The 16,652-nt window shown below is 68.7% G+C and carries 13 protein-coding genes; 7 read left to right on the top strand and 6 right to left on the bottom strand.

Annotation, left to right across the window (positions count from 1 at the left end; all coding sequences use genetic code 11):
* Positions 1 to 4 precede the first annotated feature (4 nt).
* Positions 5 to 1,696: an MDR family MFS transporter gene (locus tag ACY466_RS18850; RefSeq protein ID WP_463247774.1), complete on the bottom strand. Its 1,692-nt coding sequence runs from the start codon at positions 1,694 to 1,696 to the stop codon at positions 5 to 7.
* Between the two features lie 94 nt (positions 1,697 to 1,790).
* Between ACY466_RS18850 and ACY466_RS18845 the strand changes: the two genes are divergently transcribed.
* Positions 1,791 to 2,201, top strand: coding sequence for a rhodanese-like domain-containing protein (locus ACY466_RS18845; protein WP_463247771.1), 411 nt, complete (start codon positions 1,791 to 1,793; stop codon positions 2,199 to 2,201).
* 11 nt (positions 2,202 to 2,212) lie between these two features.
* A complete protein-coding gene (locus tag ACY466_RS18840) occupies positions 2,213 to 3,418 on the top strand; it encodes an O-succinylhomoserine sulfhydrylase (protein ID WP_463252358.1) in 1,206 nt (401 codons plus the stop codon).
* A 19-nt stretch (positions 3,419 to 3,437) separates the two neighbouring features.
* On the opposite strand, the gene ACY466_RS18835 is transcribed toward ACY466_RS18840, so the two are convergent.
* Positions 3,438 to 4,526: an isochorismate synthase gene (locus ACY466_RS18835; protein WP_463247768.1), complete on the bottom strand. Its 1,089-nt coding sequence runs from the start codon at positions 4,524 to 4,526 to the stop codon at positions 3,438 to 3,440.
* Positions 4,523 to 5,338 carry an HAD-IIA family hydrolase gene (locus tag ACY466_RS18830; protein WP_463247765.1) on the bottom strand — a complete coding sequence of 272 codons (816 nt, stop codon included), beginning with the start codon at positions 5,336 to 5,338 and terminating at the stop codon, positions 4,523 to 4,525. Before ACY466_RS18830 ends, ACY466_RS18835 begins: the two co-directional genes overlap by 4 nt.
* 34 nt (positions 5,339 to 5,372) lie before the next feature.
* On the opposite strand from ACY466_RS18830, the gene ACY466_RS18825 reads away from it, so the two are divergent.
* Together ACY466_RS18825 and ACY466_RS18820 are read left to right on the top strand one after the other, a co-directional pair.
* Positions 5,373 to 6,053, top strand: coding sequence for a GNAT family N-acetyltransferase (locus ACY466_RS18825; RefSeq protein WP_463247763.1), 681 nt, complete (start codon positions 5,373 to 5,375; stop codon positions 6,051 to 6,053).
* Entirely contained in the window at positions 6,050 to 7,303 is a 1,254-nt protein-coding gene (locus tag ACY466_RS18820; RefSeq protein WP_463247759.1) for a GNAT family N-acetyltransferase, read from the top strand. Before ACY466_RS18825 ends, ACY466_RS18820 begins: the two co-directional genes overlap by 4 nt.
* A gap of 7 nt (positions 7,304 to 7,310) precedes the next feature.
* On the opposite strand, the gene ACY466_RS18815 is transcribed toward ACY466_RS18820, so the two are convergent.
* Entirely contained in the window at positions 7,311 to 7,967 is a 657-nt protein-coding gene (locus ACY466_RS18815; RefSeq protein ID WP_463247756.1) for a hypothetical protein, read from the bottom strand.
* Between the two features lie 110 nt (positions 7,968 to 8,077).
* Between ACY466_RS18815 and fgd the strand changes: the two genes are divergently transcribed.
* A complete protein-coding gene (fgd, locus tag ACY466_RS18810; protein WP_463247753.1) occupies positions 8,078 to 9,091 on the top strand; it encodes a glucose-6-phosphate dehydrogenase (coenzyme-F420) in 1,014 nt (337 codons plus the stop codon).
* A gap of 11 nt (positions 9,092 to 9,102) precedes the next feature.
* On the opposite strand, the gene ACY466_RS18805 is transcribed toward fgd, so the two are convergent.
* On the bottom strand, positions 9,103 to 10,902 hold the full coding sequence (locus tag ACY466_RS18805; RefSeq protein ID WP_463247751.1) for an HNH endonuclease signature motif containing protein: 1,800 nt from the start codon (positions 10,900 to 10,902) through the stop codon (positions 9,103 to 9,105).
* A gap of 113 nt (positions 10,903 to 11,015) precedes the next feature.
* Between ACY466_RS18805 and pta the strand changes: the two genes are divergently transcribed.
* Together pta and ACY466_RS18795 are read left to right on the top strand one after the other, a co-directional pair.
* Positions 11,016 to 13,145 carry a phosphate acetyltransferase gene (pta, locus tag ACY466_RS18800; RefSeq protein ID WP_463247748.1) on the top strand — a complete coding sequence of 710 codons (2,130 nt, stop codon included), beginning with the start codon at positions 11,016 to 11,018 and terminating at the stop codon, positions 13,143 to 13,145.
* A complete protein-coding gene (locus tag ACY466_RS18795; RefSeq protein ID WP_463247744.1) occupies positions 13,142 to 14,338 on the top strand; it encodes an acetate kinase in 1,197 nt (398 codons plus the stop codon). The genes pta and ACY466_RS18795 overlap by 4 nt, the downstream gene beginning before the upstream one ends.
* Before the next feature lie 19 nt (positions 14,339 to 14,357).
* Here the strand turns inward: ACY466_RS18795 and ACY466_RS18790 are convergent, their stop codons facing one another.
* On the bottom strand, positions 14,358 to 16,649 hold the full coding sequence (locus tag ACY466_RS18790; RefSeq protein WP_463247741.1) for a serine/threonine-protein kinase: 2,292 nt from the start codon (positions 16,647 to 16,649) through the stop codon (positions 14,358 to 14,360).
* Positions 16,650 to 16,652 lie beyond the last annotated feature (3 nt).

Raw genomic sequence — 16,652 nt, 5'->3', positions numbered from 1 at the left:
TCCGTCAGGCCCTGTCGGTCGTCACCTGCGCGCCCGCCTGACCCTCGGCCGCCTGCGCCGCCAGGCCACCCTGCGTGCGCAACGGGATCTCCTTGTGGAACAGGTTGACCACGAACGCCGCGAGCATCAGGAAGCCGGCCGCCAGGAACACCGAGTCCATGGCCTCCGAGAAGCCGATCTGGAACGGCGCCGCCAACGCGTCGGGCAGGGTCTGGATGAACGAGGTGTCGTCCAGGAAGCCGCCCGCGGCCGACCCCTCGCCCGACGCCAGCGAGCGGGCCAGTTCCGCGACCGCGGGGTCGTCGCTCTGCGCCGCCGACGCGGCCGCCGCGGCGAACTCGGGTGTGGCGGACGCGTCGCGCAGGGCCGAGGAGATCGTGTCGGATACCCGCGAGAACAGCAGCGACAGGAACACCGCGACACCGAGCGTGCCGCCGATCTGCCGGAAGAACGTGGCCGACGACGTCGAGACCCCCATGTCCCGCGGCGGCAACGCGTTCTGGATCGCGAGCGTGAGCGGCTGCATCAGGTTGCCCAGGCCGAACCCGAACCCGAACATCACGACCATGATCAGCCACAGCGGCGTGTCGTAGCGGATGAACGAGAACGCGAACATGCCCACCGTCATGAGCGTGGTCCCGATGACGGGGTACGGGCGATAGTGCCCGGTGCGCGAGATCATCTGTCCCGAGATGATCGACGCCACCATGATGCCGACCACCAGCGGAAGCATCTGGAATCCGGCCAGCGTCGGCGATGACCCCTTGACCACCTGCAGGTACTGCGGCAGCAGCGTGATGCCGCCGAACATCGCGGCGCCGGTGATGACCGACAGCACCAACCCGATGCTGAAGGTCCTGTTGCGGAAGAACTTCATCGGGATGAGGGCGTTGTCCTTCATTCGGATCTCGACGACGACGAACGAGACGATGCCGACCACCCCCAGGGCGTAGCAGACGTAGGCCCCGGTCGAGCCCCATCCCCAGGTGCGGCCCTGCTCGGCGATGATCAGCAGCGGGACCAGGCCGACGGCCAGCGCGGTCGCACCGAGCCAGTCCACGACGGCGCTGCCGTGGCGTCGGGGGAGGTCCAGCACCCGCCACACGACGAAGAGCGCGACGATGCCGATCGGGACGTTGACGAAGAAGACCCAGCGCCACCCGGTGATGCTCAGGATCTCCGACTGCCCGCTCAGGAGACCGCCGATAACCGGACCGAGCACGCTCGACGTACCGAACACGGCCAGGAAGTAGCCCTGGTACTTGGCGCGCTCACGCGGTGGGACGATGTCGCCGACGATGGTCAGGGCGAGGGAGAACAGGCCGCCGGCGCCGAGGCCCTGGAACGCGCGGAACGCCGCGAGCTGGTACATCGACGTGGCGAACCCGCACAGCGCCGACCCGATCACGAAGATGGTGATGGCCGTGAGGAAGAACTGTTTGCGGCCGTAGATGTCGGACAACTTGCCGTACAGCGGGGTCGAGAGCGTCGCCGTGATGAGGTACGCCGTGGTGACCCAGGCCTGGATCGAGAACCCCTGCAGGTCGTCGGCGATGGTGCGGATGGAGGTCGAGACGATCGTCTGGTCCAGCGCGGCCAGGAACATCCCGAGCATCAGCCCGGAGATGATCGTCATGATCTGACGGTGGGTGAAATCGCCGGTGTCGTTCGGCGACGCGGGTGCTGCTTCGGTCATCTCGACATACTGCCCCCACAACGCCGTACGCAGCGACTACGGGACAAATCGGACTGCCGCGGGACCTCGTCGTCGCTTGTGGAAAACTGGTGGCGTGACCTACGCCGGAGACATCACTCCCCAGCAGGCCTGGGAAATACTGCGCGACGATCCCGATGCCGTCCTGGTGGACGTGCGCACCCACGCGGAGTGGAGCTACGTCGGCGTCCCGGACATCTCCTCCCTGGACAAGCCGACCGCGTTCGTCGAGTGGAATCGATACCCCGACGGTGCGCGCAATCAGGGCTTCCTCGACGAACTGCGCGCTGCGGGGATATCGCAGGGGCCCGTGGTGTTCCTGTGCCGCTCGGGCCAGCGGTCCATCGGTGCCGCGGAGGCCGCGACCGAGGCGGGGATCGGCCCGTCCTACAACGTGCTCGACGGTTTCGAGGGCGCCACCGACGCCGACGGCCACCGTGGTCGGGTGGGCTGGCGCGCCGTCGGACTTCCCTGGCGTCAGGCATGACCGAGCGCAGGATGCCTCCGGGCGGCGGCTTCGCCAAACCCCTGCCCGACGGCGTCGGGCAGGGAACGCTCGGGGTGCGCGGCGGACTGAACCGCAGCGGCTTCGAGGAGAACGCGGAGGCGCTGTACCTGTCGTCCGGCTTCGTCTACGAGAGCGCGGAGGCCGCCGAGAAGGCGTTCACCGGCGACCTCGATCACTTCGTCTACTCCCGCTACGGCAACCCGACGGTCTCGATGTTCGAGGAGCGTCTGCGGCTCATCGACGGTGCCGAGGCCGCCTTCGGCACGTCGAGCGGGATGTCCGCGGTGTTCACGGCGCTGGGCGCGCTGCTGAAGGCCGGTGACCGTCTGGTCGCGGCGCGCAGCCTGTTCGGATCGTGCTTCGTGGTGTGCAACGAGATCCTGCCTCGCTGGGGAGTGGAGACCGTCTTCGTCGACGGCGAGGATCTCGATCAGTGGGAGCAGGCGCTGTCGGTGCCCACCACGGCCGTGTTCTTCGAGACTCCGTCGAACCCGATGCAATCCCTGGTGGACGTGGTGCGGGTGGTGGAACTCGCGCACGCCGCCGGCGCACAGGTGGTGCTGGACAACGTGTTCGCGACGCCGGTGCTGCAGAAGTCGTTCGATCTGGGCGCCGACGTCGTCGTGTACTCGGGCACCAAGCACATCGACGGGCAGGGCCGCGTGCTCGGCGGCGCCATCCTCGGTTCCGCGGAGTACATCGACGGACCCGTACAGACCCTGATGCGGCACACCGGTCCCGCGCTCAGCCCGTTCAACGCCTGGACGCTGCTCAAGGGGCTCGAGACGATGCCGCTGCGCGTGCGGCACATGAACTCCTCGGCGGAGGCGGTGGCTCGGTTCCTGGAGGATCAGCCCGGTGTGAACTGGGTTCGCTACCCCTTCCTGCGATCGCACCCGCAGTACGACCTGGCCGTGTCGCAGATGACCGGCGGCGGCACCGTCGTGACCTTCGAGCTCGACGGCGGCAAGGCGCGCGCCTTCGAGTTCCTGAACAAGCTGCGCATCGTCGACATCTCCAACAACCTGGGCGACGCCAAGTCGCTGGTCACCCACCCGGCCACCACCACGCATCGGGCCATGGGTCCGGAAGGTCGTGCGGCCGTGGGGATCACGGACGGCGTGGTGCGCATCTCCGTGGGGCTCGAGGACGTGGAGGATCTGATCGCGGATCTGGCGGGCGCGCTGGAGCGGTAGCCGTTCTTCCCGGCGCCCGTCACAACCCGAACGCGGACAGGATCGTCGCGAACTTCGCCGTCGTCTCGCCCAGCTCCTCCTCGGGGTCCGAGGCGGCCACGATCCCGCCGCCCGCGGTGGTGACGCCGCTCAGACCGTCGGCGGCGATGTCGATGCACCGGATCGCGACCATCCACTCGCCGTCGCCCGACGCGTCGCACCAGCCCACCATGCCGGCGTAGAAGTCGCGGCTGCGCCCGGATTCGATGAGGTCGATGGTGCGCAGCGCGAGTTCCGTCGGGCTGCCCGCGACTGCCGGGGTGGGGTGCAGCGCCAACGCGAGATCCAGTGCGGTGGTGGCGGAATCGCGCAGCGTGGCGGTGATGGGTGTCGCGAGATGCCACACCGCGGGGGTGCTGGTGAGGATCGGGGCATCGGGGACGGACACCTCCGAGCACAGGGGTGCCAGGGCGTCGGCGATGGCCTCGACCACGTAGCGGTGCTCGGCCAGATTCTTCGCACTCGTGAGCAGTGCTTCCCCGGCAGCGCGGTCCATATCAGGATCCGATTGTCGCGCAGCGGTTCCCGCGAAGGGTTGGCACATCACCTCGGTGCCGGTGCGCGAGACCAACAGTTCCGGACTCGACCCCACGAGGGAGCGCCCGAAGAACGGGCCCCCGGCCGCGGTCAGATCGACGGCGAACCCGTTGCGCAGGGGAGTCGATCCGATCAGTGTGTTCGCCAGCGCGATCGGCGACAGCGGCGCGTCGAAGACCAGGGTCATGGACCGTGCGAGCACCACCTTGCGCAGCGCCGAATCGGGGTGGTTCAGCACGGACAGGGCACGCCGTACGCGTTTCACGTGATTGTCCGGCGGCGGATTCCGGGAGGCGATCACCGCACCGGGCAGTGTGGGTACCTCGCCGATCTCGCGCGCGGTGTCGCGTCGTTCCACCGTGGCCGGCTCCACCAGGGCGCACAGGGTCGATGCGTCGAAACCGATGGCGCCCACCACCATCGAGACACCGCCCTCGGCCAGCTCCTCGCGAGCGTCGTCGATGTCGTCGAAGGAACGGCGGGCTCCGGAGGCGTCGATGCTGCGGTCGGGCCTCGAGTAGACGAACCTCATCCGAACGGGCTGCTGGTGTGCCCGATGAGATCGGCCACCGAGTCGATCACCCGCGTCGGGCGGAACGGGAACTGTTCGACGCTGGCCGGGGTCGAGATGCCGGTCAGAACCAGGATGGTCTGCAGCCCGGCCTCGAGGCCGGAGACGATGTCGGTGTCCATCCGGTCGCCGATCATCAGCGTGTTCTCCGAGTGGGCGCCGATCGCGCGCAGCGCCGATCGCATCATGAGGGCGTTGGGCTTGCCCACGTAGTACGGCTCGCGACCCGTGGCCCGGGTGATGAGCGCCGCGACCGAGCCCGTGGCCGGCAGCGATCCGTCGCGGGACGGGCCGGTGGCGTCGGGATTGGTGGCGATGAACCGCGCCCCACGCTCGATGAGTCGGATGGCGGTGGTGATCGCCTCGAACGAGTAGGTGCGGGTTTCGCCCAGCACCACGTAATCGGGATCGATGTCGGTGATGACGTACCCGATGTCGTGCAGCGCCGTCGTGAGCCCGGATTCGCCGACGACGTAGGCACTCCCGTTCGGTCGCTGGTTGCCCAGGAACGTGGCGGTGGCCAGTGCCGACGTCCAGATGGACTCCTCGGGGATCTCGAGCCCCGTGCGTCGGAGTCGGGCCTGCAGGTCCCGTCGGGTGCGAATGGAGTTGTTGGTGAGCACGATGAACGGTGTGTCGGTGTCCTGCAGTTCCTTCAGGAACCGATCGGCCCCGGGAACCAGGTGCTCCTCGTGGACGAGGACGCCGTCCATGTCCATCAGATAGGTCCAGGGAGGCGTCGGCTGCTCGTCGTTGTCGGTCACGGGGACCATTCTGCCCGCTGCGCCACCGCCTAGGGTGGTCCGCGTGCAGTACGAGCCCCTCGACGACCCGATCCGTTCGTCCCTCCTCGGAGCACACGCCCGTTTCGCCGTGTGGAAGGGGCGCATCGGTCGCTACATCCCCGAGGTGACCGGGTTCGTCGGACATCCGCCGGTTCTCGACGAGCAGGACTGGGCCGATCTCGCCGCGATCGTCGAACCGGGGGAGTCGGTGGCATTGCGGGGAGACGGCATCCGGCCGCCCGCGGGATGGACCGTCCTCGACACGATCGGCCTGCTGCAGTACGACGGTTCGACCCTCGACGTCGCGCCCGAGCCCACCGCGCGCGTGCTCACCGAGGCAGACGTTCCGGCCATGATCGACCTCGTCGAGCGCACGAGGCCCGGACCGTTCGGCCCGCGCACCATCGAACTGGGCACGTACCTCGGGGTGCACGACGGCGACCGGCTGATCGCCATGGCCGGCGAGCGCATGCACCCCAACGGATGGACCGAGATCAGTGCCGTGTGCACCGACCCCGACCACCGCGGCCACGGCCTGGGGTCGCGCCTCATCCGCGCCGTCGGGCACGGGATTCGCGAGCGCGGGGAAGTACCCTTCCTGCACACGAGTTCGACGAACACCGCCGCGATACGGTTGTACGACACACTGGGTTTCGTGCTGCGGCATCGAACCGTTCTGACGATCGTGGAGGTAGCTCGATGAACGAGCGCGTGCTGACCGGCGCCGCCGAACTGCTGGAACTGCGCCGGGTCTTCCGTGCCGCCATGGTCGGTCTGCCGGCCCTGACGGCGACGGAGGAGAACGTCGAGGGTCTGCACGAGCCGGGCCGGTCCTTCGGCGTCTTCGCGAGCGCTGGAGATGGTCCAGAACAGAATGGTTCGGAACAGAACGGTCCGGAAATGCTGGTTGGGACCACCGAGTCCACCCTCGGCACCCTGACGCTGCCCGGCGGCACCGCCGTCTCGCACGCCGCGGTCACGCACGTCGGGGTGCTCCCGACCCACACCCGACGCGGCATCGTCTCCACACTCCTGCGCCGTCAGCTACGCGAGGCGCGCGACGCCGGTGAGGTCGTCGCCTCGCTGCGCGCGTCCGAGGCCGTCATCTACGGCCGGTACGGCTACGGCGTCGCCACCTCGAGCACGTCCGCCGAGGTGATCACCGCACGCGCCTCGGTGCGCGACGAGGCGGCCACCTCCGGTGCGACCCGAATCATCGACAACGACGGCGCTTTCGATGCGTTCGCGGGCATCGTCGCGTCGCACCCGTCGGATCGGGCGGGCACCATCTCGCGGCCGGCCTCCTGGTGGAACGCGGCTCGGTTGCACGCGAAGGACGAGACCGGACCCGTGTGGAACGCGGTGCATTCCACGAACGGCGACGACGACGGCTTCGTCCGCTACCGCGCCGGCGATCCGTCGTCGTGGTGGTCCGGCGCGGACCGCAGGATCGAGGTCGAGGACTTCCACGCCCCGAACGACGCGGTGTTCGCCGACCTGGTGCGGTTCCTCCTGCGACTGGACCTCGTGGATCGCATCGCGTTCCCGGCGTTGCCCACCGACACGGTCCTGCCGCTGCTGGTGCAGGATCGGCGGTCCGTGCGGCTCGGGCGCGTCGAGGACGAGACGTGGTTGCGCATCCTCGACGTGCCCGCGGCCCTGGCCGCGCGGACCTACGCCGCCGGACCGGCCGTGACCATCGCGGTGCAGGACAAGGACCTCCCCGAGAACACCGGGACGTACCGCATCGCGTCGGACGGGGTGAGTGCGGTCGATGCCGATGCCGATGCCGATGCCGACCTCACGGTCGACGTTCGGGAGCTCGCGGCCGTTCTGCTCGGGGGAACGAGCTGGGCGGGGCTGGTGACGGCGGGGCTGGTGACGGGCACGCCCGACGCGGCGGACGTTCTGTTCCGCACCGCTCGCGCACCGTTCGCCGGGGTGGGTTTCTGACGCTGGTCTAGCGTCCGGGAAGCGCGGCCTGCTCTTCGAGCTCGGTCCCGCGCAGCTCGTACGACTTGATCGCCCAGTAACCGCCGAACGTCGCGACGGCCACGGCTTCCACGACCAGAACCGCCAACGCACCCTGCCTCAGCACGAGGACCAGCGCGAGCGCGGAGGCCGGGGCGACGACCACCACGACCGCGACGATCCGGTACACCGAGCGGTACCGACGGATGCGGCGCGGGGAGTCGCGGGAGGCGTGGAGGGTGTCGTCCGCGTTCCACCAGACCGACGCGGCGAACGCCAGGAAGAACCCGACGGCGGCCACGGCGTGGACGATCATCGACGGCCCGAACGACGGTTCGCCGGGCGCGGCCGTCGGGACCAGGGCGACGATCACCAGCAGGGCGCCGGCGAGATCGAGCAGTCGGTTCTCGAGCCGGCTGTACCCGCGGTAGCAGAGCAGGGTGATGCCCGTGCCGACGAGCACGCCGACGAAGACGTCACGCGCCGGGCTGTAGTAGTACTCGCTGAGCGAGCCGAGGACCGGGACGTCGGGTGCCAGCAGCGAGTACACGACGAGTCCCACGGGTAATCCGATCGCCAGCACGGACATCGCGGTACGCAGGGCGAAGTAGGTCCCGACGATCTGTTCGGCCAACCGTTCGCCCATGTCACGGACTGTACGGGCTTCCGCGCTCGCGGAAGCCGACCCCGGCGCTCCGGCCCGCGCGACGTACGGTGAAAATGCAGTGACGGGGGACGACACGACGGGAGTTCGGTGTGGCACAGGCATTGAAGCTGGGATACAAGGCATCGGCGGAGCAGTTCGGGCCGCGTGATCTGGTGGAACTCGGGGTGCTCGCGGAAGCCGCGGGTATGGACTCCGCGACCGTGAGCGATCACTTCCAGCCCTGGCGCCACGAGGGCGGTCATGCTCCGTTCTCCCTGGCGTGGCTCACCGCCGTCGGTGAACGCACGCAGCGTATTCAGCTCGGAACGTCGGTGATGACCCCGACCTTCCGCTACAACCCTGCCGTCATCGCTCAGGCGTTCGCCACGATGGCGTGCCTGTATCCGAACCGCATCATGCTGGGCGTGGGAACCGGCGAGGCGCTCAACGAGATCGCGACCGGATTCGACGGTGAGTGGCCCGAGTTCAAGGAACGGTTCGCTCGTCTGCGCGAGTCGGTGCGCCTCATGCGCGAACTCTGGCTGGGCGATCGCGTCGACTTCGAGGGCGAGTACTACACGACCAAGGGCGCCTCGATCTACGACGTGCCCGACGGAGGTGTCCCCGTGTACATCGCCGCGGGTGGACCCGTGGTGGCGCGGTACGCCGGGCGGAGCGGGGACGGATTCATCTGCACCTCCGGTAAGGGCATGGAGCTGTACACGGACAAGCTTCTTCCCGCCGTCGCCGAGGGTGCGGCGAAAGCGGAACGGTCGACCGACGCGATCGATCACATGATCGAGATCAAGATCTCGTACGACACCGACCCGGACGCCGCACTCGAGAACACCCGCTTCTGGGCGCCGCTGTCGTTGACGCCCGAGCAGAAGCATTCGATCGACGACCCCATCGAGATGGAGAAGGCCGCCGACGAACTGCCGATCGAGCAGGTGGCGAAGCGATGGATCGTCGCCTCCGATCCCGACGAGGCCGTCGAGAAGGTCAAGCCCTACGTCGATGCGGGTCTGAACCACCTCGTCTTCCATGCCCCGGGGCACGATCAGAAGCGGTTCCTGGACCTCTTCGCCCGCGATCTCGAGCCGCGGTTGCGCGCGCTGGCGTAACCCGGCCCGGTTCAGAACGGGCACGGTCGATCCCACTGTCGGGCGCGAACCGTCCGTAGGTGGGCGTGATATCGACGGCGGATCTCGGCCAACCGAGGGCGGGCACGGACGTCCGCCCGCAGGATGTCGGTGAGGGTCGGCCCGACGTCGCCGGGTGGGTGGTGGCGCTGCCACCACGTGGGCTCCGCGATCGGTGTCTCGTCGGGTGCTCCGAGGAGTCGGGGGGTCGGCGGCGGTGGGCGCCGGGACGCGGACGATGCCACCGGAGCGACGCCGGAGTCTCGAGGCGGCGCGGTCACGCGGAGCAGTCCCGACGACGACCGCCACGCGACCAGTCCGTTCCCGAGCGGGACCGCCTGCCACAGCCCCCAGGTCTTCAGCTGGTGGTGCACCGTGCACAGCGGGTGAAGGTTCTCCTCGACGGTCCACCCTCCCGACTGCGGATCCGAGTGCCGGAACGGGACGCAGTGGTCCAGTTCGCAGCGCGAGGCGGGCACCGAGCATCCTGGAAACGTGCACGTGGGGTTCACGAAACGGACGGCTGCGGCAACGCGGGCCGAGGGGCGGTAGGTGAGCGCACCGGCCGGCGGCTGCGAGTGGTCACCGTGGCCGATGGCGAGTTCGCAGAACAGGGCTGCGGGGTCGCGTCGAAGGAACCGAAGCCAGTGCGCTGCAGCCTGATCGACGATCGGAATCGACGGCGGCCGGGGCGTCGCCGCCGGGGTGGGTACGACGCCGCAGTCGGTGGTGCGGCCGACGAGGACGGTGCGGTGGGTCGGTTCGTCGGGCTGGGCTGGTTTGTCGGGCTGTGCCGGAGCATCGGCTTCCTGATCACCGTCGGATTCCGCGCCACCTCCCGTCCATCCCTGCGATTCGGCCAACCCGGCCATCTCGGTGAGCAGCCCCTGCCACCGAGCGTCGGTGGCGATGATGCGCGCGATGTCGGCGTCGACGACCGTGCCGTCCGCCAACCGGGCCGGTGAGGACGTGAGGCCCAGCAGGGTCTGCACGTCCATGACGATCTGGACGAGCGGGCGGCGTCGATCGGCGAGCGGATCCTCGAGAGCGGCGTAGTGGCACTCGCTGGTGCCGCACCGGCAGGCGACCCGCGCTTCCTGACGGAGGAACGCCATGAGGGCCGCGGACCGGCGCTGACCTGCCGACCGCGGATCACGAGCGCAGACGGTGGCCGCCATCTCGGTGATCACCGCGTCGGCCTCGGCGCCGTCGAGCGAACTCAGACGAGCGACGAGCTTCGCCGTGCCGTCACCTTCCTGGCGGACGTCCACCCGGCCCGCGGTCCGGGCGTTCGCCGCGCGGACCGCAGCCGCCTCGTCGGGTGCCGTGGCCATCCACAGTGACCAGATGCGTGCGGTCAGTGCTGCGGGCGACAGGCGCTCGGCGTGCCCCAACACCTGCCACTCGAGCGCGGCAACGGTGTCCGGACCGGCCTTGCCCAGCGTGGAGCAGATCGAACGCACCCGCGGAAGATCGATCACTCCGCACCAGAACCGCAGCGCGGTGCCGGGCAGGAGTTCGAGCGCGCTGCCCAGATCCAGGGTGCGGGAAGCGGCGCCGTGGGTGCTGCCCATCGCCACGGCAGTCTCGGCGACGGCGGCCTTGCGCGCCCGGACCTCGTCGGCGTCCCCGCCCGCGAGGAACAGCTCCATCTCCGCGTCGAGACGCGCCTCGTAGACATCCGCGACCGCGCCGACCTGGCGCGATGCGCACACGTTCTCGTAGAGCTGCCACGTGGGCAAGGCAGCGAGCGTTTCCGCCACCGCGCCGTCCACCGCCGACCGAACCGTCATCGAATCCCCCCGAAATCGAATGTACGAGCGAAGGTAACCGATCCCACCGACACGATCGATCGCTGGATTCCGGCACCACGGAAGGTCTCGGTGATGCCCACTACGCTGGGGTCATGGCCGACACCGATATCGACCCGCCCGCACCCGCCGAGCCGCCGAAGTACGCGGGGGTCTCGAGTGTCTACATCGCGTCCCCCGAGGGAGACACGGGCAAGTCGACCATCGCGTTGGGTCTGCTCCAGATGCTGTGCGCGTCGACGGCGCGCGTCGGGGTGTTCCGGCCCATCGCGCGGTCGTCCTCCGAGACGGACTACATCCTCGAGCTGATGGTCGACCACACGACGTCGGACACCACGTACGAGCAGTCGCTCGGAGTCACCTACGACGCGGTCCACGCGGATCCGGATGCCGCGCTCGCGGAGATCGTGCGTCGGTACCACGACGTGGCGTCCCAGTGCGACGCCGTGGTGATCATCGGTAGCGATTACACCGACGTCGCGAGCCCCAGCGAGCTGAGCTTCAACGCGCGGATCGCCGTGAACCTCGGTGCTCCGGTTCTGCTGGCCCTGCGCGGATCCGGTCGGTCACCGCAGGAGATCGCCCACCTCGCGGACCTCTCGCGATCCGAATTGACCACGCACCGTGCGCATCTGGCGGCGATCGTCGCCAACCGATGCGATCCCGAGCAGCTCGACGACATCATCGAGCTGCTCGACACCGACGACGTGCCGGCCTGGGCGCTGCCCGAGATTCCGCTCCTGATCGCACCGACGATGGCCGAGTTGCTCGAGTCCACGAACGGCGAACTCTTCAGCGGCGACGCCGGACTGCTGCAGCGCGAGGCGCTTCGAGTGATGGTGGGCGGCATGACCGCCGAGCACATTCTCGAGCGGCTCACCGACGGCGTCGTGGTGATCGCGCCCGCCGATCGATCCGACGTGCTGCTGGCGCTGGTCAATGCGCACGAGGCCGACGGTTTCCCGTCGTTGTCGGGCATCATCATGAACGGCGGTCTGACCCCGCACCCGATGATCGCGAAACTCATCGAGGGACTGCAGCCCCGGCTGCCGATCCTGACCACCGACCTCGGCACGTTCGACACCGCGAGTGCCGCGGCCGCGACGCGCGGGCGAGTGGCGGTGGGATCGCAGCGCAAGGTGGACACGGCGCTCGGAGTCATGGAGCAGCGCGTCGACTCCGCGCGACTGCTCGAGCGGTTGAAGGTGACGATGCCGTCGGTGGTGACGCCGCAGATGTTCGAGTACCGGCTCATCGACCGGGCTCGGGCGAACCGCAAGCACATCGTGCTGCCCGAGGGATCGGACGACCGAATCCTGCGCGCCGCGGGTCGACTGCTGCAGCGCCAGGTCGCGGACCTGACGATCCTCGGCGATCCGTCCGCCATCCATCGGCGAGCGGGCGAGCTGGGGGTGGACATCGCGGACGCGACGATTCTCGATCCGACGGACTCGGAGTACACGGACGATTTCGTGGCCGAGTACACCGAGCTCCGCAAGCACAAGGGAATGACGGAGGAGCGGGCCCGCGAGATCATGGCGGACATCTCGTACTTCGGAACGATGATGGTGCACAAGGGAATCGCCGACGGCATGGTGTCCGGTGCCGCGCACACCACCGCGCACACCATCCGCCCGTCGTTCGAGATCATCAAGACGATGGAGGGCGTGCAGACCGTGTCCAGCATCTTCCTGATGTGCCTGGCGGATCGGGTGTTGGCCTACGGCGACTGTGCCGTCGTTCCCGATCCCACCGCGGAACAGCTCGCGGACATCGCCATCTCGTCCGCGCAGACCGCGTCGATGTTCGGTATCGAACCTCGGATCGCGATGTTGTCCTACTCCACCGGTGATTCCGGCACGGGTGCCGACGTGGACAAGGTGCGATCGGCGACCGGCCTGATCCGCGAGCGGGAGCCGGATCTGTTGGTGGAGGGCCCTATTCAGTACGACGCGGCCATCGAGCCGTCCGTGGCGAAGTCCAAGCTTCCCGATTCGGACGTCGCGGGTCGCGCCACGGTCTTCGTGTTCCCGGACCTCAACACGGGCAACAACACCTACAAGGCGGTGCAGCGCAGCGCCAACGCGGTCGCGGTCGGTCCGGTGCTGCAGGGGCTGCGCAAGCCGGTCAACGACCTCTCGCGGGGAGCGCTCGTCCAGGACATCGTGAACACGGTGGCCATCACGGCCATTCAGGCGCAGGGAATGACGGGGTCGGACGCATGAGCACGGTTCTGGTGGTCAACTCGGGGTCCTCCTCGGTGAAGTTCCAACTGGTCGACCCGGACACCGGGGACACCGCCGCCGACGGCATCGTCGAGCGCATCGGTGAGCCCGAGGGCGCGATCACGCTGACGTACCGGAGCGAGAAGTCGACCCGAACCGTCGAGATCGCCGATCACGACGCCGGTCTGCGGATGGCCTTCGAGATGATGAGCGAGGCCGGACTGCACCTGGCCGAGGCCGAGGTGATCGCAGTCGGCCACCGAGTGGTGCACGGCGGCACCGTGTTTCACGAACCGACGCTGATCGACGACGAGGTGGTGAACACCATCGACGAGTTGAGTTCCCTGGCGCCGCTGCACAACCCGGCCAACCTGCGCGGGATCGAGGTCGCCCTGCGCGAACTCCCGGACGTGCCGCAGGTCGCGGTGTTCGACACGGCGTTCTTCCACACGCTTCCCGCAGCCGCGGCCACCTACGCGATCGACGCCGCCACGGCCGCCGAGCACGGCATCAAGCGCTACGGCATGCACGGAACCTCGCACCAGTACGTGAGTTCGGCGGTGGCGGAGTTTCTCGACCGCCCGGCCGACGAGCTGAACCAGATCGTGCTGCACCTCGGTAACGGGGCGTCGGCCTCGGCGGTGCGCGGGGGAGTCGCGGTGGACACCACCATGGGTCTGACGCCGCTCGAGGGTCTGGTGATGGGCACCCGCAGCGGTGACATCGATCCCGGCATCGTCATGCACCTGCGGCGGAGCGCGGGTATGGACGTCGACCAGATCGACACCCTGCTCAACCGACGCTCGGGAATCAAGGGTCTGAGCGGGGTCACCGACTTCCGGGAGCTTCGGTCGCGCATCGACGACGGCGACGCCGCGGCCGCGCTGGCGTTCGACGTCTACATCCACCGGCTGCGAAAGTACATCGGGGCGTACATGATCGAGCTCGGTCGGGTGGACGTGATCACCTTCACCGCCGGGGTGGGCGAGAACGCGGCGGAGGTGCGCGAGGCGGCGCTCGCGGGACTCGAGATGTACGGCATCGTCCTCGACCCGGCTCGCAACGGTGCCCGGGGTTCGGGTGCACGCGTGATCTCGGCGGACGACTCCGCGGTGACGGTACTGGTGGTGCCGACGGACGAGGAACTCGCCATCGCGCGAGCGTCGGCCTCGGTGGTGGCCCGAACGTCCTGACCTCGAGCGCAGACCGGCTCTAGAACAACGACTTCGGGCGTACCGCGTTGGCGAGATCCACCAGCGCGAACCGATGGGATCGGGTTCGTGCCGTTCGGGCGAGGGATCGCAATGCTGCTTCGGCACCCGTGCGCAACGAATCACGCGTGAACGGCGCGCCGAGCAGGGGGGCGGTGGATTCCGGCTCGTGGCCGGCCTCCATCCATTCGAGAGCGACGCCGAGCAACACCGTACGCAGTTGCAGCGCACGGGGTTCGCGTGCCGGCAGCGCTTCCACCCGCCGAGCCGCCTCGTAGAGCGCGCCCTCCTCGATCTCCGCGTCCGGACCCGACAGCAAGGACAGCACGCTGGTCATCCGCGCCATCGAGTAGTGCCGTGAGGTCGGGGGTACCTGGTCGAGCGTCTCGATCGCGTCGAGCAGGGCGCCGCGTTCGCACAGCCGCCGATCCAAGCCGAAGGCGGCGCTGACGACGGTGCGGTCCGTGTTCCAGATCGTGGTGTACAGCCGTTCGGCGGTCTCCGACCACTTCTCGTGCTGATCGTCCTCGGTGCGCTCGGCGAGCAGTTCCGCCGTCGCGGCCAGAGCGAGCTTCGGAGCGATCTCCCCGGGCATCGACGAGAGCACCCGGTCGAAGCACTCCGCGGCCCGTTCGGGCTCGCGGCGCAGCAGCGCGGTCATTCCCCGATGCCATTCGACGCGCCAGTGCGCCGTGGGTCCGTTGCCCGGCCGCGACGGGGGGAGTCGGTCGAGTACCTCGGCGGCGGCGTCACCCTCGCTCAGTTCGATGTACGCGCGGGCTTCGGTGAGGACGGCTTCGACCGAACCCAGAGCCTCGTCGGCGCCCACCACTCGCTCGATGCCGTTCTCGCGCGCCAACCGCAACGAATCGAGTGTCTGTTCCGGCTCGCTGTGGACGGCCGCGGCGATGAGATGCGCGCTGGGGTCCGTGGCGTCGATCAGCGGAATCGGAAGGGCGGCAACGATACCGCGCGGATCGAGACGGACCTTGCGTTCCCGCCCGTCGATGTAGACGTCCGTGGTCATGACGAGGTCGTCCGTACCGAAGGTCGTACGTTGCGGGCTGAACACGGACGACAGGGCGGGGTGTGCGCGACCCTTCTTCTGCGACAGGATCTCCCGCAGAACCCCGCTCAGTTGGCTGGACATCTCGTCGGCACTGCGGAACCGGACGTCGGGGTCGGGATCGATGGCGCGCTCGAGCAACCGGGCGAAGAACTCGTGTTCGGTGAGCACGGTCGAGTCCTCGGGGAGACCGTCGACGTACCGTCCGTGCTCCGAGGGGACGTCGAGCGTCAGCACGGCCAGGGTGCGCCCGACGGTGTAGACGTCGGACGCCACGGTCGGCCCGGTGCGTACGATCTCGGGCGCCTGGTACCCGGCCGTTCCGTAGAGGTAGCCGTAGTCCTCGATCGCACTGACCGCCCCGAGGTCGATCAGCTTGATCTGATCCGGGGTGACCATGATGTTCTCGGGCTTCAAGTCGTTGTACGCCAACCCGATCGAGTGCAGATAGGTGAGGGCGGGCATGACCTCGAGCAGGTACGCGATGGCTTCCTCGGCGGGAAGTTTGGTTCGAGCGGGATCGTCGGTCATGATCTGGCGCAGCGTCCGCCCACCGACGTACTCCATGACGATGTAGCCGGTGCGGCGCAACGGTTCGTCGGGCGTCGAACGAACGTCCTCCTGCTCGACGAAGTTGTAGATCTTGACGATTCCGGGGTGGGTGACCTCGGCGAGGAACTGCCGCTCGGCCATCGCGACGGCGTGCGCCTCCGCGTTTCCGAAGTGCAGGAGACCTTTCAGCACGACCCAGCGATCACTGACGTTGCGGTCGACCGCGAGATAGATCCAGCCGAGACCGCCGTGCGCGATGCACCCCTGCACCTCGTACTGCCCGGCGACCATGTCTCCCTTGGACAACAGCGGGGAGAAGTCGAAGTGCGTTCCGCAGCGATCGCAGTCCCCGGTGGGATCGGCGGGCCGACCGTCGACGCTGCGACCGACCGCGGCGTTGCACTTCCAGCAGAATCGTTTGCTCTCGGGCACTTTGGGATCCGACATGACGGCCGTCGCCGGGTCGACCTCCGGGATCCGCGGAATCTCCACCAGGCCGCCGCCGAGGCGACGCCGTGACCCCGTCGTGCGGGCCCGGGACGAACGAGCCCGACGCGACGGTGCCGACGGCCGTTCCCGCACCACCGCCATCGTGCCGGCGGCGTCCACCTCGGCGGGGCGCGTCCGGTCGTCGAGTTCCTCGCGCGGAGTGGCGCGGGTCGGTTCGTCGCTCATGTC

The sequence above is a fragment of the Rhodococcus sp. K11/5 genome (genome assembly GCF_055193735.1).
Note: the sequence above shows the minus strand (reverse complement) of the source record. Positions and strands in the feature narration are given on the sequence as shown.